This is a genomic window from Streptomyces olivoverticillatus (assembly GCF_014203555.1).
GTDB lineage: Bacteria > Actinomycetota > Actinomycetes > Streptomycetales > Streptomycetaceae > Streptomyces > Streptomyces olivoverticillatus.
In genome coordinates this window covers 39,620-60,058 of the sequence record NZ_JACHJH010000003.1, presented here as the reverse complement: position 1 = coordinate 60,058, position 20,439 = coordinate 39,620, and the positions used below count along the sequence as shown (strand labels likewise).

The window sequence follows — 20,439 nt, the reverse complement described above, 5'->3', positions numbered from 1 at the left end:
CTCAGCAATGAATATCGAACAGATCATGGAAAAACTTGGCCGCTCCGGCGTCACTGTAATTCTCAAAATAGATGACGAGAGGATGGCCGAGGGTAGCTCACCATGGACGGTAGTACTGTCAGGAGGGGCATTGGGAGAGCAAGGGTTTATCCGAGCTGAATCCTCAACTCTAGAAGGATGCATCGAACAGGTTGTTGTCGATCTTCGCACCCGCCCAGGGGATTGGGAATGGCTAAGCGAGCTTTTCTGAGCTGCACTCGCGAGATGTCATCGCAATTTGACGTGCTGTAGCCACTCGACCTCGGGGCAGGCCTGCAAACCCACCGGGCCTACCCCGAGGCTACACACATATCGTTCGAACCGTCGCACTCGAATCCCGATGACACAGATTCTCGAACGAATGAAGAGCCTCGCGTTTCGCGGACGGATAACTGGCCGTCTATTTTACGCGGCGATTTGCACTTCTGCTGTTCGGCATAGACTTACAGTCAGCCTTTTCAGGTGTGCACCGTGAGGGTGAGGATGGCGGCGGTGACTGACGAGAGCCAGTTCGGGCTGCATCGAGCGTGACGGAAGATCCTCCAGCTCTTCAGCCGGGCGAAGGCCCGTTCAACCGGCGCCCGCAGCCGGGCATGGACCTTGTTGAACCTCCTCAGTTTTTCGGTGAGTTCGCAACCCATGGCGGCCTTGAACGGGGTCTCGACCGAGCCGCCGGCACCGATATAGCCCTTGTCGGCCAGGACTGCAATGCCCAGCTCTTCGCACGTGGAGACGACTTCGTGCTCGCGGGCCGCCGTGAGGTCGTGCGTACGGCCGGGCAGGGCCGGGGAGAACCACAGGATCGTGCCGTCTTCGCCGGTGATGGCCTGAATGTTCACGCCGTGGCGTTTCTTCTTGCCGCTGTAGTCTGCCGTGCCGTCGCCGAGCTGGTCGCATTCGGCGACCGCGCCGTCCAGCAGCACGTAGTCCGGGGCGGCCTCGCGCAGGGCCTCGGCCAGGGTGGGGGCGTGATCGGCAAGCAGTCCGGTCACCGCCCTCGTGTACGCGTACGCGGTACCAACCGTGACCAGCTCAACGAGTGCATGAGGCAGGTCGAGTGCGGCAGGATAGGTAACCATCGAGGCTTCCTGGTGTGCGAGTTGTGCGTGAGAACCTGCTCAACTACCAGGAAGCCTCGTTCGTTCTCTCGCGCAATTGATCGAACCCCTCGGTTTACCCGATCAGGCAGCGAGTTGAAAAGGCTCAGTAACTGGTCCGGGGTCCGACTGCACCGCTCTAGCCCGGGGCTCACTGTCCGCTTTTGTGCAGGTCAAGGGCGGTTCGTCACTCTACAACCGCAGCCTGAGCCGCTCAACAGCCGCCGCATCTCACATTGCCGGAACGATCGGCGGCGTTACCGTGGCCGTATGGAGGAGAACCGAGCGCTCCTGGTCGTGGACGCGCTGCGGGAGCGCGGTGTGAACGCCCACCTGGCCCGCGAAGGCGTCTACCAGATGGGCGTGCGCGTGGTCCTGCGCGACGGCCGCGAGGCCGTCTGGGACACCGACGACACGGCTGGCCTCGAAGCGCAGGTCATGCGGGACGGAATCCTGGTCGGCTTCGTGCCGTCCATCGGGGGCTCCGGGAACTTCGACCTCGACCGGACCGTCGACGCGATCGCCCGCGCCGACTACGACCAGCCGATCGCCCGCGAACGGCCCACCGCTCCGCCGCCCTCCGCCCCGCTGACCCCGGAAGGCGGCGTCTTCCGCCGCTTCCTCGGCGGCTTCCGCGAGCGCTGAGCCGCCCCGGCTGCGTCACCGCGGCAGCTGTCAGCCGACGGACGTCACGGGCGATGAGCTCGCCATTCGGAGGCGAGGATCGCCCAGATCTGCTTGTCGTGCCTGGTGCCGCCGTACGGCCAGGACTCGCGTCGCACGCCCTCCAGCGTCATGCCGAGTCGCTCGGCCACCGCGGAGCTGCGCTCGTTGTCGGCGCGGCAGTGCCACTCGGCGCGGTGCAGTCCCCGGTCGGTGAAGGCCCAGTCCAGCAGGGTGCGTGACGCCTGGGTGATCAGACCACGGCCCTCGGCGGCCGGCTCCAGCCAGCAGCCGATCTCGCAGGAGCCGAAGGCGGCGTCGAAGTTCACGAACATCACGCCGCCGACCAGCATGCCGTCGAGCCAGATGCCGTAGAGGCGGGCACCGTCCGCGGCCTGCCGCTCGGCGTAACGGCGCAGTGTGCCCCGCGCCCCGTCGAGGTCGTCGGTGACGAACGCCGGCCCGACCCACGGCCGGATGTGCTCGCGGGCCCGGTCCATGTGGGCGGCGAACTCCTCGGCATGCCATATCTCGAGCGGACGGAGGCGAGCGTCGTCCCGCAGCGGGAGGGAGAACATGATGACCCCATTCACACAACAAGCGTTACGGTTATGTACCGTAGCAGCATGCCACGTACCAAGGGCGATCACGAGGCCCGTCGCCGCGATGTATCCGAGGCGGTCTGGCGGGTGCTGGCGGCACACGGGTTCGGCGGGCTGACGCTGCGCGCCGTCGCCGCCGAGCTCGGCGCGACCACCGGCCTGCTCACCCACTACTTCCCCGCCAAACGCGACCTGGTCGCGTACGCCCTCGACCTGCTCACGGAGCGAACCGCCTCCCGCCCCCGGCGCGCCGCCGGGGACGGCCTCGCCGCCCTGAGGGCCGCCCTGCTCGACATCCTGCCGCTGACGGCCGAGGCCACCGACAGCAACCGGATCTGGGTGTCCTCCTGGGACACCGCGCTCGCCGACCCCGCTCTGAGCGACGACCACGCCCGCAAGTACGAGCAAAGCCGGGTCAGGCTGGGCGAGTTGGTCTCCGCGGCCCAACGGCTCGGCGAACTGCCGGCCGGGGACCCGGCGCGCATCGCGGCCGGCGCCCAGTCCTTCGTGCTCGGTCTGGTCGTCCAGGCCCTGTTCAACCCCACGGCGTTCCCGCCCCGGCACCAGGTCGAGCTCCTTGACGACTACCTGGCGTCCCTGGCTTCCCCGACCTCGTCCGGCGGCGATCACCCGGCCTCAGCCTGACGGAGGCGTGACGCGGGCGATGAGCAGGGCCACGTCGTCCTGGTCGTTGTCCTCGCGCAGGGCGGTCAGCAGCAGGTCGCAGGTCTCCTCCAGGCCCAGCGGGGGGCGGTCGAGGAGGTCGGCCAGCACGCGCAGGCGGGCGTCGATGGCCTCGTCGCGGGTCTCGACCAGGCCGTCGGTGTACATCACCAGCTGGTCCCCCGGCGCCAGGTCGAAGGCGACGCTCTCGAAGGGGACGCCGCCCACGCCCAGCGGGGCGCCGGTGGGCAGGTCGAGCAGGAGGGGGCGCTCGCCGGGGCACATCAGGACGGGCGGGAGGTGGCCGGCGTTGGCCACGCAGCAGCGCGCGGAGTCGGCGTCGTAGACGACGTACACGCAGGTGGCGATCGACTGGTCGAGACCATTGGCAGTGCGGTCCAGGTGCTGCAGGACCTGGTCGGGGTCGAGGCCGAGCCCGGCGAGGGTGCGGGCGGCGGTGCGCAGCTGGCCCATCGCGGCGGCGGCGTTGATGCCGCTGCCCATGACGTCCCCGACGACCAGGGCGCACTTGGCGCCGTCCTGGGGGATGACGTCGAACCAGTCGCCGCCGACCTGGCCGCCGGCCCCGGCCGGCTGGTAGCGGTAGGCGACCTCCAGGCCCACCGGGTTCTGCGGCCGCTGGGGCAGCAGATTGCGCTGGAGGGTGAGGGCGGTGGCGCGCTCGCGCTGGAACCAGCGGGCGTTGTCGATGCAGACCGCGGCCCGCGCGGCGAGCTCCCCGGCGAGGACGACGTCGTCGTCGCCGAAGGGCTCGGGGTTGCCGGTGCGCTTGAGGTCCAGGGCGCCGAGCACCTCGCCCCTGGCGATCAGCGGCACAGCGACGTAGGAGTGCAGCCCCGCCCGGGCCAGCCGCTCGGCCGCCTCCGCGTCGCGGGCGATGCACGGGATGTCCGCGGGGGTCACGTGCGGGAGGTGGACGGGCTTGCCGGAGGTGACGCAGCGGGCGACGAGCCGGTCGGCGTCGTATTTGGCGATCTCCCCGGGCGGATCGGCGGCCCGGGCCGCCTCCGCGGCGCCCGGCGCGTGGGAGGAGGCGACCGCCAGGGCACGGAACATCGCGGGCTGGCCGTCCTCCGGCCGGGCGGTGCGGCTGCCGTCCAGGGCGGTGTCCAGGACGTCGACGGCCGCCACGTCGGCCAGCGCGGGGACCACGACCCGGGCCAGCTCCCGGGCGGTCTGGTCGAGGTCGAGGGTGGTGCCGATCAGTACGGACGCGTCGGCGATCAGGGCCAGCCTGCGCTCGGCCTCGGTGGCCGCGCGGTGCCGGTCGGTGACGTCGACGACCGAGGTGGCCAGGCCCAGCACGTGCCCGCCGGGGTCCTCCAGCCGGTAGTACGAGACCAGCCGGGCCCGCTCGCCGCCGGGGGCCTTCGTGCGGCCCACGATGAACTGGTCCACCAAGGGGGTACCGGTCCGGAGCACCTGGAGCATGGCCGCCTCGATCCGGTCGATCTCCGGGAACGGCAGCACGTCGCGCACGTGCCGGCCGGTGTAGGCCTCGGCGGGCAGGCCGTGGATGCGCTCCAGGGCCGGGTTGACCATGACGTACCGCAGCTCGGGGTCCATGACGGCGAGGCCGATCGGGGACTGGGCCACCAGGCGGAGCGAGAGGGCGAGGTCCCGTTCGGCGACGCGCAGGACCTGCTGGTCGGTGGCGATGCCGAGGGCGTAGAAGTCGCCGTGCCGGTCCTCCAGCCGCATGTTGCGGAATTCCACCAACCGGGTGCTGCCGTCCTTGTGCCGGGCGGGGAAGACACCGGCCCACTCCGTGCCCGCCATCACCTTGCCGAAGAGCTCGAGGACCGCGTCCCAGTCCTCCTCGGCGACGAGCAGCCGGGCGGCGTACTGCCCCAGCGCCTCACCGGCGCTCCAGCCGAAGAGCCGCTGGGCGGGCGGGGACCACAGGACGATCCGACCCTCCTTGTCGAGCACCACCGCGGCCACGCCGAGCACGTCGAGCAGGCTGCCGGGGGCGTACGGAGCACCCGCGGCGCGGCCCGGCTCCGGCCGGGTTGCGTCGTCGGTGGCGCCCATCGAGGTCCTCCTTCCGCCCGCTCGGGGTGGTGCGGCGGCCTCGTGCCGGCAGGATCCGGTCCGGCCCGTCGGTCCCTTCCTCGTGCGCCTGCGCCGCAACGTCTTCCATGTTCTCTCCGAACCGGGCCGGTGCGCAGCCTGCGGCGGCGTCCTGGAGGCATGGGAGGGGCGCCGGGGGGGCGGCGCGCGCCCCCTGGGGAGAGGAGGTCTCAGCCGGCGGAGGCCGGCCGGGGCAGGGGGAGGGTGAACCAGACGGTCTTGCCGGTGGCGGTGGCGTGATGGCCCCACTGGGCGGCGATCTGCTCCACCAGCCACATGCCGCGCCCGCCCTCGCTGTCCGGCCCGGCCTCGCCGCACAGCGGCAGACAGCCGCCGGCGTCGATGACCTGGGCAACCAGGTGGTCGGGGGTGCGGCCGAGGACCAGCCGGACGTCCCCGGCGCCCCGGGGCACGTGCACGATGGCGTTGGTGACCAGCTCGGACAGGAGCAGGGCGGCGTCGGCCGCCAGTTCGTCCAGGCCCCATTCGGCCAGCAGACGGGCGGCGAAGCGGCGGGCGTCCGCCACCGAGGCGGCCTTCGAGGGCAGGGAGATGCCGTGCGAGGGCTGCGGGGCGGGGAGCCGCTGGAGGAGGGGGGTCCATCCGTCGATCCGGGCGGGGGCGCTGGTGATGGCGTCGGCCGTATGCGGTGGACTCAAGGTGTCACGACTGAATGCAGGCATGTGGCTCGGATGCGATCGAGGGAGCGCGAAGGCCTTAAGCGGCGGAAGCGGCTGCTCGTCGATGACGCCGCGTCTTCGCGATGGATTCCCCCAACATTCGCCCGTTTTCCGCCAGAGGTCTATACCCGATCCGTCACCACTTCCCTGCGGAACGCTATTCCCGCAGGTGGCGAGGGGAGCATCCGGGTTAAAGACCTTGTGAGCGGGCCCGCCGGGGTGCGGCGGGCCCGCGGCCTGCGGGGGGCTACTTCTTCGGGCACTCCTTCCAGGCCAGGTGGTAGATGGTGTTGATGTCGCCGTCGGTCGAGTCCATCGTCATGAAGCTGGTCGTCTTCGCCGGGTCGGAGCTGCCGGCGTTGACGCGCAGTTCGGTGTTGATGTTGAAGTTCCGCAGCTCGCCGCAGGGCGCCCAGACCAGCGAGGCCAGGTCGACTCTGTCGGTGGCCTGCCAGTTGTCCGAGTAGGAGCCGTTGAAGGAGTGGCTGCTGGGTGTGGTCACCGAGGAGCCCTGGAAGTAGTACGAGGCCTTCTGGGTGCCCTTCGCCCCGGACTCCAGGTGCGCGTAGCCGCGGTAGTCGGCGCTGGCTATCGCGTAGGTGAAGCCCTGCGGCACGTGCACGATCAGGTTGAGCTGGCAGTTCTTGCGGAAGTCGGTGGGCTTGGCGCCGACGCCGACCTGGGCGAGGTAGTCGCTGTAGGTGACGGTGAACGCGGTGTTGTCCGGCGAGACCGCGACGGCCGCCGTCCCCGCGGGACAGCCCGAGCCGTTGACGGTGGCGATCTCGATGACGATCTTGTCCGGCGGCGGGTTGGTGATGACCGACGACGCGTTGTGCGTGGAGAGGGTCGTGGCGACCATCGCCGCGATCGCCCCTGCGGTGAACAGACCGGCGGGCATGGTGCTCTCCAATCGGTTGCCTTCGGGCCGCACGGGCCCGAGGGGAAGACATGAGAATCCTGGGGAGCACGGGTTCCCGTGAGCGGAACGGGGTAGGGACAGGAGAGAGAGTAAGGGTCATGCCCATGCCAATCTCCTGGACCTTCCCGTGCCCGGAGGACGGGGAGCGCTCGAATCGTAGGGGGAGAACCGGGGGTTGGCCAGAGCCGGTGACGGCGCCATCCGGGCCCATCGCGAGATCTGTCCGAAAACCGTCACAGGCCGCGTCTTCGCTGGTCATCAGGGAGCGAACGCCCTGGAAAGGCAGCGGAAGAGCTTTCTTTACCTTCGACACGGCTTTTAGCTACGACTAAAGGTGGCATGCTCTTCGGAGAGACGTTCCGTGGAGACGCTCCGAGCGGACGTGCACGTATCCGTGCACGGAGAGCCGGAGAGCCGACGACACGCAGTGCGTGGGGGGAAACATGGCCTGGCGACAGACCGCAGAAGAAGGTCCGGCGGCGCAGCAGGCCGGATCCCGGCTCGCCCGCGAGGCCACCGCGTCGCTGGCCGGACTCCTCGCCGAACGGGGCATGACCCGCAAGGACTTAGCCGAGTGCATGGGTGTCTCGCCCGGCAGGGTCAGCCAGATCCTCTCCGGCGGAGAGAACCTCACCCTCCGGTCGCTGGCCGCCGTGGCCGAATCCCTGGGCGCCACCGTGGAGATCGTATTCCGCGACCGGCCGGACGACGACCGCGATTTCTGCGCCGCGGAACCGACCCGGGCCACAGCCGCCAAGGCGCGCCCCTTCGCGCGTTCACGCCACTTCTGACGTCACGGCACCAGCTCGCCCGCCGCACCGGCATCACCGTGCTCGGCGGACAGATGCCGCCGCTTGAGCTCCCGGAGCTTCTCGGCGTCACGGCGCTTGCCGTACGTATGCTCCAGCTCCAGCAGATGCTTGAGGTACTGCTCCGCCTCGCCGAACGCCCGTCGCACCAGCCGGATTTCGTCCCGGGTGGGCCGGCGCCCCTGCTGCTGGCACGTCTTGTCGATCCTCGTCTCGACGGTGATCCACTTCTGTGCGGCGGCCCGCACTTCCCGGTGCCGCTCGCCGATCTCCCGCTTGACGGCGGCGCGCATCCGGTTCGTACGCCCCGAGACGTCGACCCTCATCAGCAGATGCCGTCGGACGTCACCGGCGAAGGCGTCGAGGTCCCAGCAGTCCCCGAACCCCTCGGCCAGCCGGTCGCACCAGTCGGCCCGGTCGGTCCGCAGTCGCAGGGCCAGCTCGTGCAGCAGCAGTGAATTGCCGAGGGTCACCACGGCCATGACGGCCCGGCCGCCGCTCTGCTCGCCCCTCCCCCGCGGTATCACGCCCCAGCCGGTCGCCGCCCCCACGGCCGCGGGCGGCACGCTGGACGCGTGCGGCAGCAGCAGACCGCTGGCCAGCGCCGCCATCCCGGAGGTCCACAGCACCACGCAGAACGCGAGCGCCGCCGACCGGTACGTACCGAGCAGGCGGCCGTCCTCACGGAAGCGGAAGACGAGGCACACCCAGGTCACGGGCGCGCAGATGGCGGCGGGCAGAACCCACTCGGAGATGATGGACGCCTGGTCCCCTGCCACATCGGCTCCCAGTCTGGACACGGAGTCGGTGAGGCACCGCCGGTCACACGCGCCGCACTCCGTCGCATGTCCCCCTCGGTCCGACAGCTGGCATACGGCGCCCACCGCGACGACCAAATGATGTTCCCACCACACCGGTTACGGCGGGCTACGATCGGGCCAAGCTCTTGGGCGACCGAAAGAATCGGGCCAACGGCGGTGCGGACCAACGCCCTCGCACCGCCGTCGGCCCGAGCCCTACGGGATCACCTCGGCCCGCCGGTTCGGACGAGCCGCTCCAGCTCGGCGGCGACCTGGGCCGGCGACGGCATCGCGGCCATGGCCTGCTGCATCTCCCGGGCCGTCTTGCCGTGGCCCGGGGTCGAGAGCAGCGCCTCCACCGCTTCCCGGACCCGTACGGGATCGTTCTGGGCCGCCGCGTCCGCGACGTTGGGACCGATGCCGGTCGCCGCCAGCCGGTCCGCGTTCGCGAACTGGTCGGCGACCTGCGGCAGCGAGAGCTGGGGCAGGCCCACGGCCAGGGCGGTCATGCTCGTCCCCGTGCCGCCGTGGTGGATCATCGCGTCGCAGCTGCCGACCAGCAGGTGCAGCGGCAGCGGATCGACCAACCGCACGTTTCCGGGCACCGGCCCGAGCTCCGCGCGGTGTGCCTCGCCCACGGTCGCGATGGCCTCCGTGTCCGGCAGCCCCTCGAAGGCGTCCAGGACGCGCCGCAGCAGGGGCACCCCGTTGAGGTCCAGCGCCATGGAGCCCATCGAGACGGCGACCCGCCGCCTGCCGGTGCCGGGCGGCCGCTCTTCCTGCAGCCACCCCGGCACCTCGCCGCTGCCGTTGTAGGGCACGTAGCGGATCGGAACCCCCGGGTCCAGGTAGGGCAGTTGCAGACCGGGCGGGCACGGGTCGAGCGTCACCGTGGGCTCGGGCAGTCCGTCCAGGCCGAGGCGCTCGCAGCGCTCCTGGAGGGCCTTGGCGGCGCCCACGCGGAAGGGAGCGGCCACCTCGTCGACACCGTAGCGGTGGTGGACGACCGGGACCCCCAGCACCCCGGCCACGACCAGGGAGTTGACCTCCATCGGGTCCGCGAGGACCAGGTCCGGGCGGTACGCGCGGGCGATCTCCAGATAGCGGGGCAGGACGCTCTCGCTGTGGGCGGCCCAGTTCGGAGGGAAGACGCTCATCTGCTCGGTCGTCCACCGCCCGAAGGCCTCGACGGGCCGCTTCCCCGGCGGCAGCAGGCTCAGCAGCAGTTCGCCCGCCCGGAAGGCCTCCCCGGTGCGGACGGCGTGCAGCCCGGCCTGGCCGGCCACCCCCATCACGTCCGGCTGCCCGGCGACCAGCAGTTCGTGCCCCGCGGCGCGCAGCGCCCAGGCCAGCGGAATCATGGGCATGAAGTGGGTGGTGACCGGGCTCGGGATGATCAGGACGCGCACGGGGTCTCCTTGGACGTCCGGACGGCTTTCCACCATCCGGGGTTGTCGCGGTACCAGGCGACGGTGTCGGCCAGGCCCTGCTCGAAGGGGGTGTGGGGGACGTAGCCCAGCTCTTCGCGGATCTTGGTCTCGTCGATGGAGTAGCGCAGGTCGTGCCCCTTGCGGTCGGGGACGTGCCGGATCATGGCCGGATCCGCGCCCAACAGGCCCAGCAGGGCGTGGGTGATGGCGAGGTTGGTGCGCTCGTTTCCGCCACCGATGTTGTAGACCTCCCCCGCGCGGCCCCCGGTGAGGACCAGGTGGATCGCCCGGCAGTGGTCGTCGACGTGCAGCCACTCGCGGATGTTGCGCCCGTCGCCGTAGAGCGGGACCTGCCTGCCTTCGAGGAGGTTGGTGACGAAGAGGGGGATCAGCTTCTCGGGGTGCTGGTGGGGCCCGTAGTTGTTGGAGCAGCGCGTAATCGACACGTCCAGGCCGTGGGTCTTCCCGTACGCCCTTGCCACCAGGTCGGAGGCCGCCTTGGAGGCGGCGTAGGGGGTGTTGGGCTCCAGCGGCCACTCCTCCGTCCACGAGCCCTGCTCGATCGAGCCGTAGACCTCGTCGGTGGACACATGCACCACCCGGCCGGTGCCGGTGCGCAGGCAGGCTTCGAGGAGGGTCTGGGTGCCGCCGACGTTGGTGCGCACGAAGTCGGCCGCCGCGGTGATCGAGCGGTCGACGTGCGACTCGGCCGCGAAGTGCACGACCGCGTCGTGGCCGGGCAGCAGGTCGAGCAGGAGCGGCAGGTCGCAGACGTCGCCCCGGACGAAGTCCAGCCGTGGGTGCGCGGCCGGCAGGTTGGCGCGGTTGCCCGCGTAGGTGAGCTTGTCCAGGACGGTGACGCGGGCGTCCTCGCCGCCCGGGTATCCGCCGGAGAGCAGGGTGCGCACGTAGTGCGAACCGATGAACCCCGCCCCGCCGGTGACGAGCAGTCTCATACCGCCACCTCGACGAAGGTGTCGTCGCCGACGACGAGGCGGTGGGTGGAGCCGCCGTCGCAGGCGCCGATGGTCGCGAAGCGGCCGATGAGCGAGCCGTGCAGGCCGCGGACGTGGCTGACCCGGGCGCCGTCGAGGGTGATGGAGTGGGCGATGCCCGCGCCGCGCAGCACGTTGTCGCGGCCGATGGAGGTGTACGGGCCGAGGTGGCTGTTCTCGATGACGCTGCCCGCCCCCACGATGACCGGCCCCTCGATCCGCGATGCGGTCACCCGGGCGCCCTGCTCGACGACGACGGGGCCGATCAGCTCGCTCGCCGCGTCGACGTCGCCGGTCACGGAGTGTGTGATGCCGTCCAGCAGCCTGCGGTTGCAGTCCAAAACGTGCTCGGCGTGGCCGGTATCTTTCCAGTAACCGCCATATTCGGCCGCCCTTACGTCCGCACCGGCCTCGACCAGCCATTGGATGGCGTCGGTGATTTCCAGCTCGCCACGTGCGCTGGGCTCGATGGCGGCCACTGCCTCGTGAATGGCCGGGGTGAAGAAATACACCCCGATGACGGCCAGGTCGCTGCGTGGTTCCAGGGGCTTTTCCACCAGTTGCAATACCCGGCCATCGGGATCGATTTCGGCCACTCCGAAGCAGCGGGGATCCTCCACCTTATGCACGACGACCTGGGTGGCGGGGCGGTGGGCGGTGAACTGTTCGGCCATCTCGGCTATGCCGTCCGGGAGCATATTGTCGCCGAGATACATGACGAAATCATCGTCACCCAGAAAGTCGCGGGCCACGGCGACGGCGTGGGCCAGGCCGCGCGGCTCGTCCTGCTCGATGAAGGTCAGGCGCAGCCCGAACCGCGAGCCGTCGCCGAGCACATCGGCGATCTGCCGGCCCCGGTCGCCCACCACCACGCCCACCTCGGTGACGCCCAAGGAGCCGACGGACGCAAGGACATGCTCCAGCACAGGCTTGTTGGCGATCGGTATGAGCTGTTTCGGCATCGAGTGGGTGAACGGTCGCAGGCGGGTCCCCGACCCGCCCGACAACACCAGAGCCTTCATGGAAGATCCTCTCTCGCGTTGATGAAGGGCTTCCGGCCTCGACCGGTTTTCGATCACCACGGCCGCCGCGGCAGGCATCGGGAGCCCGGCCGTACGGCAGCCGGCGGGCGCGCCCCGGACGGGGCGCAGAAGATCACCGATCGTGCGCAGGGGTCAACCGCGTCCGGCAATATCCAATGAAGTCCTTAGACCTCACCGTGGAAACTTGCCCGGCGAAGACGCCAATGCGTGTATGGGATACCGAACTTTGTGCCGACTACAGGCGGGCGGTTGGACGGGGGCGCGCATCCAGGGTTACCGGCGGTGCGCCGTCCGGACATCTGACAGGAGAATCTCTTGACCTTGATCAAGCAGATGGAAGTCACCGAGCTGAAAATCCCGAATGCCTTCCGTCTGACCCCCGACCCGATTCCGGACCGGCGCGGCCGCTTCCACGAGTCGCTGCGGGCAGGGGCGTTGTCCGAAATCATTGGATACCCGTTCCGGGTGGCGCAGGTCAATTACTCCGTGTCACGACGGGGGACCTTGCGGGGCATCCACGCGACCTCCCTGCCGCCGGGGCAGGCCAAGCTGGTGACCTGCGTGCGGGGCGCGGCCCTGGACGTGTGCGTGGACCTGCGGGTGGGCTCGCCCACTTTCGGTGCGTACGAAGTCACCTTGCAGGACGAGGAGTCGGGGGTCTCGGTCTACATGGCCGACGGGCTCGGGCATGCCTTTCTCGCGCTCACCGACGACGTCTGCATGAGCTATCTCTGCTCGGAGGAGTACGTGCACGGCACGATGATCGACGTCAATGCGCTCGACCCGCAGCTCGGCATCCCCTGGGACCTCGGCTGCGAGCCGGTGATGTCCGACAAGGACAGGGCGGCGCCGGACGTCGAGGAGGCGGCGGCCGCGGGGCTGCTGCCCACGTACGAGGAATGCCTGGCGCACTACGAAGAGCTCCGGATGAAGGGCTGACCGGCGCGAGGCCATGGAGGGCGGCCGCGGGAAACGTGGCCGCAAGGAAGCGGGGCCGTGCTCGGGTGAGAGCACGGCCCCGCTCGGCGTTCCGGCTGGTCGGACGCGGCGTCAGGCGGTCTTCGCGCGGGCCGCGTCGGCGAGCGCGCCGAGGAGGGTGAGGAGGGCGGTCCGCAGCTCCTCGGAGACGGGCAGGCCGTCCTCGCCGAGGGCCTCGTTGGCCTTCGGCACCGTCAGCTCGTCGCCCACGACCTCGGCGCCGCACGTGGTGAGCACCTTGCGCAGCTCGGCCTGGGCCAGCTTGCCGCCGAAGCGGCCCGGGCTGGTGCCGATGACGGCGGCGGCCTTTCCGCTGAGGACGGAGGCGCCGTAGGGACGGGAGGCCCAGTCCAGGGCGTTCTTGAGCTGGCCGGGCACGGAGGAGTTGTACTCCGGCGTCGCGATGAGCAGGGCGTCCGAGGCGCCGATGGCGGCGCGCAGCGCCTCCACGGCGGCGATGGGGGTGGCCTCGTCGTCCTCGCTGAACGGCGGAACCGCGGCGAGGCCGTCCCACAGCTCGATCTTCACCTCGGGGCCCGCCAGCGAGGCGGCGGCGCGGAGGACGGCCGAGTTGTACGAACCGGCGCGCAGGCTGCCGGAGACGGCCAGGACGCGGACTGCGGCGGCGTTCATGCGATGACACTCCTGTGGAAGACGTGGCGGACGCCCTCCGGTCCGAAAGGCTCCCCCGCTGTGGCACTAGAGGTCTCAGCATGAGGCAACCACCATGCGCGGGACTGAAGCCGGGGCCCAGTCCGTCAGATCACCCTCGTGGATTCGGCCAGTTTCGGCTCGATTTGGCTTGAAGTTGTGCTTAATTCGAGCGATCTTGTCAACTGTGACGGATGGGCGTAGAGATATGGATGCACAGAGCGTCCACCCCGGCGGACGGCAGCCCGATGTGATCCCGACCTCGCGCCATGGCAAGGACGAAACCCATGACGAGCACCGACCCTCGTTCCGGCCCGGCCGGCCGGCCGCTGCTGCGGAGGTTCGACCGGCGGCTGCAAGGACTGATCTCCGCGATGCACCCCGACGAGCGCACCCGCCCCGGCTACGCCCGGCTGGCCAAGGAGATGCGCGAGGCGACCGGCGGCTCGATCTCCGGTACGTACCTGTGGGAGCTGGCCACCGGTAAGAAGCGCAATGTGACCCTGGAGCAACTGGACGTCCTGGCCCAGTATTTCGGCGTGCCGCCGGAGTACTTCCTCAGTGACGAGGTCGCCGGGCGCATCGACGCACAGCTCAGGCTGGCCATCTCGCTGCGGGACACCAGGGTGCGCAACCTCGCCCTGCGCGCCGACGGGCTCTCCCCCGAGGTGCTGGACGCGCTCTTGGCCATGGTCAACGAAGCCCGTAAGTTCCAGCGGCTCTCGCCCGTCGAGGACACATAGCCGCCCGCCGCACCTTCCCGACCGCTGACGCTCCCCTGGCCGTCTCCCCACGGACGCGCTGCAGGAGAATCTCCATGACGCACCGTCGGCACCGCTGCCGCTGGGCAGGGGTGCCACGAAAGAGGTGTCCCGTTTGCCACCCCACGACACACATGCATACTGGCGCTGCCCCATGGCAGATCATGGAGGACTGGACATGCTGCACTCGAACTTGCGCCGCCACTGCCAGGCGGTGGTGGACGGACTGAGTCTCCCGCGCCCGTTCTCCGCGGAGGCCCTCTGCCGCCAGCTGTCCGAGGAGCGGGGCCGCCCGCTGCACGTCCTGCCGCTGCCCGCGGCGGCGTCGGCCGCCGGGGCCTGCGGGCTGTGGCTGGCGACCGGCACCAGCGACTGGATCTTCGTGGAGCAGTGCACCTCGCCCGCGCACCAGGAACACATCGTGCTGCACGAGATAGGCCACATGCTCTTCGACCACCACAACCTGGTGCTGGACGACGAGCAGGACCTGAGCCACCTCTTCACCGACCTCGGGCCGAACCTGCTCCGCCGGTTCCTGGCCCGCGCCAACTACAGCACGCGGCAGGAGCAGGAGGCGGAGATGGTCGCCAGCCTCATCCGCACCGCCGCCGAACGGTACCCGGCCGAGCAGCCGCGCGAGGTCATGGACAAGCTCGAGGCGGCGTTGGGGTTCGGTGCCCGCCATGCACGCTGAAGCGGCAGCCGCCGGAACGTGGTTCGGCAACGCCAGCACCGTCTGCCTGTGGGTGGCCGTGCTGCTCAGGGCCCCGGCGGCCATGCGCCACCACTGGCAGCGCAGCCTGTGGCTCGCGGTCGCCACCGCCGCGGCCGCGATGGCCCTCAACCTGCCACCGGTGCTCGACGCCCTGCACGGGGTCTTCGGCCCCTCGCACGTCGCCGACCTGGCGCGGAATCTGATCGGGGTGCTGTCCGCCGCCGCGGTGCTGGACTTCGTCACCGCCTCCACCGGTGAGCGGCGCTGGCACCGCCAGCTGGCCGTGGCGGCGGCCGCCGTGATGGCCGTCCTGCTCCTGCTCGACTTCACCGCCCCGGCGCACGAAAGGCACGTCATCACCCCCTCGGGGGTCGTCGAGCCCTCCACCGCGTACTGGCTGGTGCTGATCGCCGCACACCTGGCCGCCGACCTCACCTGCGTCATGGTGTGCTCGCGCTACAGCCGCATCGGCAGCAACCGCGCCTTCAAGGCGTGCCTGCGGCTCTTCTCCTGGGGCACCGCCTTCTCGGCCCTGTTCTGGGCCGGATATCTGACCCTCCTGGTGGTCGACGAGCCCTGGATCCGCTCCCTGCTGCCCTGGACCATGGCCCTGCACGGCCTGCTCAGGGCGTCCGCGCTCGCCCTGCCCACCCTGTTCTCGCTGCGGCAGAAGGTCGAGGACATCGTGACGATCTGGCGGCTGTGGCCCATGTGGTGCGACCTGATCGCCGCCGTCCCGCACGTCGCCCTGGACAAGCCCCGGCCCCGCATGGTGGAGATCGTCCGGCCCAAGGGCCCCTGGGACCTGCTCGCCTACCGCAAGGTGATCGAGATACGGGACGCCATCCTCGTCATGCGCGACCACACCCCGCCGGCCCTGCTGGAAGAGGCCCAGGAGTACGTCGAGTCGGGCCCGGTCGCCCCGGCGGGCACCGACGCCACCGTCATGGCCTGCGCGCTGCGCGTCACCCGCCCCGCCGGTTCGGCGCCCAGCGGAGCGCCCACCGAGATCTCCGCCCTCGGCGGGGAGGACCTGTGGGCCGAGACCGCCTTCCTCGTCCAGGTCGCCAAGGCCTACGGCTCGCCCCTGGTCCGGGCCTTCGCCGAGCAGCGCGCGGAGCCCGACCCGGCCTGACCGGCCGCGGGCCGATTGCCGCTTCCGGGTGCGGCCCCGCCCGGCCCGGCGCACGATGGAGCCGGCGAAGGAGGCGGTGATGGGCAAGGCACCGGACGTGCGGGTACGACGGGTGTACGACGCGGCGCAGCGGGACGACGGGAGCCGGGTGCTCGTCGACCGGATCTGGCCGCGGGGGCTGGGCAAGGACGCGGCCGCCCTGGACGAGTGGTGCAAGGACGTGGCGCCGTCGACCGAGTTGCGCAAGTGGTACGGGCACGACCCCGCGAAGTTCGAGGAGTTCGGCCGCCGCTACCGCGCGGAGCTGCGCGACGCGGAGCACACCGAAGCGCTGCGGCACCTGCGGGAGCTGGCCGGGCAGCGGCCCCTGACGCTCCTGACCGCCACCAAGGACAGCGACATCAGCGCCGCGGCCGTGCTCCGGACGGAGCTGTCGGGGGCCTGAGCGGCCCGTCACCTACGCCGCCGACGGCCGTTAACGTCTACGAGGTGAACAGCACCGCACGCGCCTTTCTGCCGTCCAGAGAGCGAGCAGCCCCTTGCACGAGCTCACCACGGTGACCGACTCCGCCGCCGCGCAGCTGCAACAGGTACGGGACCTGGTCGCCCTGCTCGACGACGCCCAGTACGTGCGGCGGCCGCCCGGTGCGAGCAGCGTCGCCGGGCACGTACGGCACTGTGTGGACCACTACGCCGCGCTGCTCGCCGGTGCCGAGCGCGGCACGGTCGACTACGACCGGCGGGAGCGGGGCGGCGCGCTGGAGACCGACCGCACCCTCGCGCTGGCCCGCCTGGACGTCGTCCGGTCCCGGGTGCGCGCCCTCGCACCGGGCGTCCTCGACCGCCCGGTGGAGGTGTCCGGCATCGTGGACGCCCGCGGCACCGTCGCCCGCAGCCGCTCCACGGTCGGGCGGGAACTGCTGTTCGTCGCCCACCACGCGGTCCACCACTTGGCGCTGATGATGCCGGTGGTCCGCACGCTGGGCGTGAGCGTCCCCGCGGACCTCGGCTACGCCCCGGCGACCATGGCCTTCCTCCGGCAGCGGGACGGCGGGACGCCCGCCTGAGCTCACTCCGCCCCTTCCGTCTCCGTGTCGCGGCCGAGCAGCTCGTGGAGCAGGCCGGTGGCGGGCAGGGCCGCATCGAGGTAGGCGTGTTCGTGGCGGTGCTCGATGACCGCGAGCATCCGGTGCAGGGTGTTCCGCGCCTCCTGCCGCAGCCCCGCGTGGTGCTGTGCCTGTCCGAGCAGGCCCAAGTGGAGCGGGAGGCGCAGGTTCGTCCTGGACAGGCGCAGTTCGGCCAGGGCCGCGTGCATCAGCGCGATGCCCTCCTCCTCGCGGCCGGAGTGGGTCAGGGCCCAGCCTTCGGGCAGGCTCAGCATCGCCTTCCAGTAGAGCAGCCCGTGGTCGCCCGCCAGCCGTACCCCCTCGGCGGCGGAGGACAGCGCCGTGCCGGCGTCGCCCTCCCACGCCGCGACGACCGCGTCCACGTACAGGGCGAAGGAGCGGTCGGAGGGCCTGCTCTCGTACTCGGTCAGGCGCAGCAGTTCGCGTCGGCGCGCGTCGGCCGTGTCCCGGTTGCCGAGCAGCCAGTGGGTGAAGGCGTTGTAGGAACGGCAGGAGACCCGGGGGTCGTGCTGGAAGGTGCGGGCCAGGGAATGGCCCTCGCGGGCGAAGCGGTCCGCCTGCTCGACGCCGTGCTCCAGCTCGGCGAGCGCCTCGGGCAGCAGCCCGCGGATGTGCAGCACGATGCCCTCGCCGTAGGCCGCGCCGAGCAGGGCCACGGGGTGCCCGGTGCGGTCGGCGTTGCGCCGCAGCAGGCCGGAGAACTGCCGGGACTCGTCGTAGCGGCCGGTGACCAGCTGGGCGGCGCACAGCGCCCACAGCACCGAGGGGTCCTCGGGGGCCCGGGTGACCTCGCCGAGTGAGCGGCCCCGGCCCAGCGCCGCCTCGGCTTCGGCGTCGCCGTAGCCGCGGGTGGTGGCCAGCACCTGCCCGAGCTGGATGTGCAGCCGCTGCTCCAGGTCGGGGGCCGACGCGTCGTCGGCGGGCAGGAGGGCGACGAGGTGGACGGCGCGGCGCAGCCAGGTCTCCACCTGTTCGTAGGCGAGGTGGTGCTCGGCCTGTTCGGCGGCGCGCAGCAGGCGGGGCAGTGCCAGCCGGGCGGGCAGCGCCTCCTGGGCGTGCCAGGTGTGGTGGGCGACCCGCTCGACCTCCTCGTCCCTGAACTGCCCGCGGCCGCGCACGCACAGCGCCTCGGCGACCCGGGCGTGCAGCCGGTGGCGCTCCTCGCGGGCGAGCTCGTCGATGAGCGTCTCCTGGACCAGGGCGTGCGCGAAGTGCAGGCGGCCGGGGTGGTGGGGGTCCTCGCCGAGCAGGTCGGCCCGGATGGCGGACTCCAGCGCGGCGGTGACCGGTTCGTCGTCGGCGGCGGTGCGGTGCAGCAGGTCGGTGTCGACTTCCGTGCCGATGACGGCGCACAGCCGCAGCACCCGCAGGACGGGCTCGGGCAGCGCGGCGAACCGCTGGCGCAGCGCCTCGCGCACCCCGCTGGGTATCCGGGTGAGGAACAGGTCGGTGGTGCCGGGGTCGTGCAGGTCCCGGGCGTCGCCGATGAGGGAGAGGAGCTGCATGACGAAGTAGGGGTTGCCCTTGCTCCGCCGGTGCAGCGCGGCGACGATCTCGTCGGCCACGCCGGGGCCGGCCTGTGCCTCGACGAGGGCGGCGATGGCGCGCCGGGACAGGCCGTCGAGCCGGAGCGTCTCCGTGCGGGGGCCTCGGAGGACCTCGGAAAGCAGCCGGGACATCGTGGCGTCGGACTCGACCGCGAAGTCGCGGGCGGACAGGACGATGCTGAGCGGATGGCCCTGGCGGCGGGTGGCGAGCAGTCTGAGCAGGTCCAGGGAGGCGGGGTCGGCCCAGTGCAGGTCTTCCAGGAGCAGCACCAGGGGGCGCCGGGCCGCCATGGCGAGCAGGACCTCGCAGACCGCGTCGTGGGTGAGGAACCTGGCCTGGGCCCAGTCGAGGCCGGCGGCCGGCGCGGTGTCCGGGCCGGCGGCCCGCTCGGGCATCACGGGGGCGAGCAGCGGGCCGAAGGGGGCGGTCGCGGTGCGGAAGTCGTCCGGCCGGGTGGCCGACAGGCGGCGCAGGACCTGGGTCCACAGCCAGTAGGGCGGCACGCCCTCGCCGGGGAAGCAGTGGCTCCAGGCCGCTTCGAGGTCCGGGTGCGCGGTCTCCAGGCGGTGGGCGAGCTCCATGAGCAGGCGGGTCTTGCCGACTCCGGCGGGGCCGAGCACGGCGGCCACGTGCCCGTGGCCGGTGAGGGCGCCGGCCGCCGCGGCCACCAGGCGCTGCAGTTCCGGGTCGCGGCCGATGAGGGGCGAGGGGGTGGCGGGTTCCGCCGGAAGGTGCGGGGGTTCTTCGGTGGGAGCGGGCGCGGGGGCCGGGGTGGGGGCGGCGGGTTCGGGGAGCGGTTGGTCCTGCGGTGTGCCGTCGCCGAGCTCCTGGCGGAGGATGGCGGTGTGAACCCGTTGGAGTTCGACGGCGGTGTCGACGCCGAACTCCTCGACGAGATGGCTGCGGGTCCGCTCGTACACCTCCAGTGCCTCGGCTTGGCGGCCCAGGCGGGACAACGCTGTCATTAAGTGGCCGACGAGGCGTTCGCGCATCGGATGGCGGCGCACTTCCCGGTCGAGTTCGGCCGCGACTTCGTCGGCGGCCCCGAGGGCGAGACGGGCTTCGGCGCAGGATTCCAGGGCGGTGAGCCGCAGCTGTTCGAGCCGTGCGCTCTCGTCGCTGAGCGCCAGGTGGGCGCCGAACTCCGTGTAGGGCGAGCCGTGCCACAGCTCCAGCGCCTCGGTGAGGCGGTCGCGTGCGGCGGCGGTGTCCTGCCGGTCGAGGAGTTGCCGGCCGGAGGAGACCAGGTCCTGGAAGCGGCAGGCGTCGACCTGTGCGGGGTCGAGCCGCAGGACGTATCCGGGTGCCCGATAGCGCAGTACGGAGGCTTCGCCCTGGGCCGCGGTCGGGTCGAGGGTGCGGCGCAGGTGCGAGACGTGGCTCTGGAGCGTGGCGACGGGCCGGCGCGGTGGTTTGTCCCGCCAGAGCTCCTCGATGAGCAGCTCGGTGGGGACGACCCGGCCCAGGCGTATGAGCAGCAGGGCGAGCAGGGCCCGGCGGCGCGGCGGGCCGAGGGGGAGGTCGCGCCCGTCGTACTGCGCGGTCATGGGGCCCAGGACGCGCAGCAGCGGTCCGGCCGGGCCGCCCCGCTCCGGGTGCGGAGACGGGCTCGGTGTCTGGGGTGCGGACATGTCGGTCCCAATCGTTCTCACGCGCGCGGGGAGTGCCGGTGGGCCCGACCAGTGTG

The 20,439-nt window shown here is 71.3% G+C and carries 21 protein-coding genes; 10 read left to right on the top strand and 11 right to left on the bottom strand.

Annotated elements, in window-relative coordinates; translation table 11 throughout:
• Window positions 1-7: 7 nt before the first annotated feature.
• Window positions 8-250, top strand: a complete 243-nt coding sequence (locus tag FHS39_RS10785; protein WP_184348956.1) for a hypothetical protein — start codon at window positions 8-10, stop codon at window positions 248-250.
• Window positions 251-497: 247 nt separating this feature from the next.
• Here the strand turns inward: FHS39_RS10785 and FHS39_RS10780 are convergent, their stop codons facing one another.
• Window positions 498-1,118: a transposase family protein gene (locus tag FHS39_RS10780; RefSeq protein ID WP_184348954.1), complete on the bottom strand. Its 621-nt coding sequence runs from the start codon at window positions 1,116-1,118 to the stop codon at window positions 498-500.
• Between the two features lie 288 nt (window positions 1,119-1,406).
• On the opposite strand from FHS39_RS10780, the gene FHS39_RS10775 reads away from it, so the two are divergent.
• Window positions 1,407-1,781: a hypothetical protein gene (locus FHS39_RS10775; RefSeq protein ID WP_184348946.1), complete on the top strand. Its 375-nt coding sequence runs from the start codon at window positions 1,407-1,409 to the stop codon at window positions 1,779-1,781.
• Window positions 1,782-1,825: 44 nt separating this feature from the next.
• On the opposite strand, the gene FHS39_RS10770 is transcribed toward FHS39_RS10775, so the two are convergent.
• On the bottom strand, window positions 1,826-2,377 hold the full coding sequence (locus FHS39_RS10770) for a GNAT family N-acetyltransferase (protein WP_184349658.1): 552 nt from the start codon (window positions 2,375-2,377) through the stop codon (window positions 1,826-1,828).
• Window positions 2,378-2,425: 48 nt separating this feature from the next.
• Here FHS39_RS10770 and FHS39_RS10765 point away from each other — a divergent pair, with 48 nt between their 5' ends.
• Complete coding sequence (locus FHS39_RS10765) at window positions 2,426-3,046, top strand: TetR/AcrR family transcriptional regulator (RefSeq protein ID WP_184348944.1); 621 nt, start codon at window positions 2,426-2,428, stop codon at window positions 3,044-3,046.
• Here the strand turns inward: FHS39_RS10765 and FHS39_RS10760 are convergent.
• The 3 genes from FHS39_RS10760 to FHS39_RS10750 all read right to left on the bottom strand — a co-directional run bounded on the left by FHS39_RS10760 (window position 3,038) and on the right by FHS39_RS10750 (window position 6,739).
• Window positions 3,038-5,119, bottom strand: coding sequence for a SpoIIE family protein phosphatase (locus FHS39_RS10760; RefSeq protein ID WP_184348942.1), 2,082 nt, complete (start codon window positions 5,117-5,119; stop codon window positions 3,038-3,040). The genes FHS39_RS10765 and FHS39_RS10760 overlap by 9 nt on opposite strands.
• Window positions 5,120-5,328: 209 nt before the next feature.
• Window positions 5,329-5,817 (bottom strand): ATP-binding protein, encoded by a 489-nt coding sequence (locus FHS39_RS10755; protein ID WP_184348940.1) that lies wholly within the window; start codon window positions 5,815-5,817, stop codon window positions 5,329-5,331.
• Between the two features lie 268 nt (window positions 5,818-6,085).
• Window positions 6,086-6,739, bottom strand: coding sequence for a DUF4360 domain-containing protein (locus tag FHS39_RS10750; RefSeq protein WP_184348938.1), 654 nt, complete (start codon window positions 6,737-6,739; stop codon window positions 6,086-6,088).
• A 464-nt stretch (window positions 6,740-7,203) separates the two neighbouring features.
• Between FHS39_RS10750 and FHS39_RS10745 the strand changes: the two genes are divergently transcribed.
• Entirely contained in the window at window positions 7,204-7,551 is a 348-nt protein-coding gene (locus tag FHS39_RS10745) for a helix-turn-helix domain-containing protein (RefSeq protein ID WP_184348936.1), read from the top strand.
• A gap of 2 nt (window positions 7,552-7,553) precedes the next feature.
• Here FHS39_RS10745 and FHS39_RS10740 read toward each other — a convergent pair whose 3' ends face one another.
• From FHS39_RS10740 to FHS39_RS10725, 4 genes are all read right to left on the bottom strand, one after another.
• Entirely contained in the window at window positions 7,554-8,348 is a 795-nt protein-coding gene (locus tag FHS39_RS10740; protein ID WP_184348934.1) for a hypothetical protein, read from the bottom strand.
• A 245-nt stretch (window positions 8,349-8,593) separates the two neighbouring features.
• Complete coding sequence (locus FHS39_RS10735) at window positions 8,594-9,778, bottom strand: nucleotide disphospho-sugar-binding domain-containing protein (RefSeq protein ID WP_184348932.1); 1,185 nt, start codon at window positions 9,776-9,778, stop codon at window positions 8,594-8,596.
• Window positions 9,766-10,755: a dTDP-glucose 4,6-dehydratase gene (gene rfbB / locus FHS39_RS10730; protein ID WP_184348930.1), complete on the bottom strand. Its 990-nt coding sequence runs from the start codon at window positions 10,753-10,755 to the stop codon at window positions 9,766-9,768. The genes FHS39_RS10735 and rfbB overlap by 13 nt, the downstream gene beginning before the upstream one ends.
• Window positions 10,752-11,816, bottom strand: a complete 1,065-nt coding sequence (locus tag FHS39_RS10725; protein ID WP_184348928.1) for a glucose-1-phosphate thymidylyltransferase — start codon at window positions 11,814-11,816, stop codon at window positions 10,752-10,754. Before FHS39_RS10725 ends, rfbB begins: the two co-directional genes overlap by 4 nt.
• A 354-nt stretch (window positions 11,817-12,170) precedes the next feature.
• Between FHS39_RS10725 and FHS39_RS10720 the strand changes: the two genes are divergently transcribed.
• Window positions 12,171-12,776 (top strand): dTDP-4-dehydrorhamnose 3,5-epimerase family protein, encoded by a 606-nt coding sequence (locus FHS39_RS10720; RefSeq protein WP_184349657.1) that lies wholly within the window; start codon window positions 12,171-12,173, stop codon window positions 12,774-12,776.
• 111 nt (window positions 12,777-12,887) lie between these two features.
• Here the strand turns inward: FHS39_RS10720 and FHS39_RS10715 are convergent, their stop codons facing one another.
• Window positions 12,888-13,448 (bottom strand): NADPH-dependent FMN reductase, encoded by a 561-nt coding sequence (locus FHS39_RS10715; RefSeq protein ID WP_184348926.1) that lies wholly within the window; start codon window positions 13,446-13,448, stop codon window positions 12,888-12,890.
• A 305-nt stretch (window positions 13,449-13,753) separates the two neighbouring features.
• On the opposite strand from FHS39_RS10715, the gene FHS39_RS10710 reads away from it, so the two are divergent.
• The 5 genes from FHS39_RS10710 to FHS39_RS10690 all read left to right on the top strand — a co-directional run bounded on the left by FHS39_RS10710 (window position 13,754) and on the right by FHS39_RS10690 (window position 17,144).
• Window positions 13,754-14,209 carry a hypothetical protein gene (locus FHS39_RS10710; protein ID WP_184348924.1) on the top strand — a complete coding sequence of 152 codons (456 nt, stop codon included), beginning with the start codon at window positions 13,754-13,756 and terminating at the stop codon, window positions 14,207-14,209.
• A gap of 196 nt (window positions 14,210-14,405) precedes the next feature.
• On the top strand, window positions 14,406-14,921 hold the full coding sequence (locus tag FHS39_RS10705; protein WP_184348922.1) for a zinc metalloprotease: 516 nt from the start codon (window positions 14,406-14,408) through the stop codon (window positions 14,919-14,921).
• Window positions 14,911-16,077, top strand: a complete 1,167-nt coding sequence (locus tag FHS39_RS10700) for an MAB_1171c family putative transporter (RefSeq protein WP_184348920.1) — start codon at window positions 14,911-14,913, stop codon at window positions 16,075-16,077. Before FHS39_RS10705 ends, FHS39_RS10700 begins: the two co-directional genes overlap by 11 nt.
• 79 nt (window positions 16,078-16,156) lie before the next feature.
• Window positions 16,157-16,522 carry a DUF488 domain-containing protein gene (locus FHS39_RS10695; RefSeq protein WP_184348918.1) on the top strand — a complete coding sequence of 122 codons (366 nt, stop codon included), beginning with the start codon at window positions 16,157-16,159 and terminating at the stop codon, window positions 16,520-16,522.
• Between the two features lie 94 nt (window positions 16,523-16,616).
• Window positions 16,617-17,144: a DinB family protein gene (locus FHS39_RS10690; RefSeq protein ID WP_184348916.1), complete on the top strand. Its 528-nt coding sequence runs from the start codon at window positions 16,617-16,619 to the stop codon at window positions 17,142-17,144.
• Window positions 17,145-17,146: 2 nt separating this feature from the next.
• Here FHS39_RS10690 and FHS39_RS10685 read toward each other — a convergent pair whose 3' ends face one another.
• On the bottom strand, window positions 17,147-20,383 hold the full coding sequence (locus FHS39_RS10685; protein ID WP_184348914.1) for an ATP-binding protein: 3,237 nt from the start codon (window positions 20,381-20,383) through the stop codon (window positions 17,147-17,149).
• Window positions 20,384-20,439: the final 56 nt, after the last annotated feature.

Excerpts from the sequence above, each read along its gene's own strand:
- FHS39_RS10785 (WP_184348956.1), top strand. The coding sequence starts at position 8 with ATGAATATCGAACAGATCATGGAAAAACTTGGCCGCTCCGGCGTCACT.
- FHS39_RS10780 (WP_184348954.1), bottom strand. The coding sequence starts at position 1,118 with ATGGTTACCTATCCTGCCGCACTCGACCTGCCTCATGCACTCGTTGAG.
- FHS39_RS10775 (WP_184348946.1), top strand. The coding sequence starts at position 1,407 with ATGGAGGAGAACCGAGCGCTCCTGGTCGTGGACGCGCTGCGGGAGCGC.
- FHS39_RS10770 (WP_184349658.1), bottom strand. The coding sequence starts at position 2,377 with ATGTTCTCCCTCCCGCTGCGGGACGACGCTCGCCTCCGTCCGCTCGAG.
- FHS39_RS10765 (WP_184348944.1), top strand. The coding sequence starts at position 2,426 with ATGCCACGTACCAAGGGCGATCACGAGGCCCGTCGCCGCGATGTATCC.
- FHS39_RS10760 (WP_184348942.1), bottom strand. The coding sequence starts at position 5,119 with ATGGGCGCCACCGACGACGCAACCCGGCCGGAGCCGGGCCGCGCCGCG.
- FHS39_RS10750 (WP_184348938.1), bottom strand. The coding sequence starts at position 6,739 with ATGCCCGCCGGTCTGTTCACCGCAGGGGCGATCGCGGCGATGGTCGCC.
- FHS39_RS10745 (WP_184348936.1), top strand. The coding sequence starts at position 7,204 with ATGGCCTGGCGACAGACCGCAGAAGAAGGTCCGGCGGCGCAGCAGGCC.
- rfbB (WP_184348930.1), bottom strand. The coding sequence starts at position 10,755 with ATGAGACTGCTCGTCACCGGCGGGGCGGGGTTCATCGGTTCGCACTAC.
- FHS39_RS10725 (WP_184348928.1), bottom strand. The coding sequence starts at position 11,816 with ATGAAGGCTCTGGTGTTGTCGGGCGGGTCGGGGACCCGCCTGCGACCG.
- FHS39_RS10720 (WP_184349657.1), top strand. The coding sequence starts at position 12,171 with ATGGAAGTCACCGAGCTGAAAATCCCGAATGCCTTCCGTCTGACCCCC.
- FHS39_RS10715 (WP_184348926.1), bottom strand. The coding sequence starts at position 13,448 with ATGAACGCCGCCGCAGTCCGCGTCCTGGCCGTCTCCGGCAGCCTGCGC.
- FHS39_RS10710 (WP_184348924.1), top strand. The coding sequence starts at position 13,754 with ATGACGAGCACCGACCCTCGTTCCGGCCCGGCCGGCCGGCCGCTGCTG.
- FHS39_RS10705 (WP_184348922.1), top strand. The coding sequence starts at position 14,406 with ATGCTGCACTCGAACTTGCGCCGCCACTGCCAGGCGGTGGTGGACGGA.
- FHS39_RS10700 (WP_184348920.1), top strand. The coding sequence starts at position 14,911 with ATGCACGCTGAAGCGGCAGCCGCCGGAACGTGGTTCGGCAACGCCAGC.
- FHS39_RS10695 (WP_184348918.1), top strand. The coding sequence starts at position 16,157 with ATGGGCAAGGCACCGGACGTGCGGGTACGACGGGTGTACGACGCGGCG.
- FHS39_RS10685 (WP_184348914.1), bottom strand. The coding sequence starts at position 20,383 with ATGTCCGCACCCCAGACACCGAGCCCGTCTCCGCACCCGGAGCGGGGC.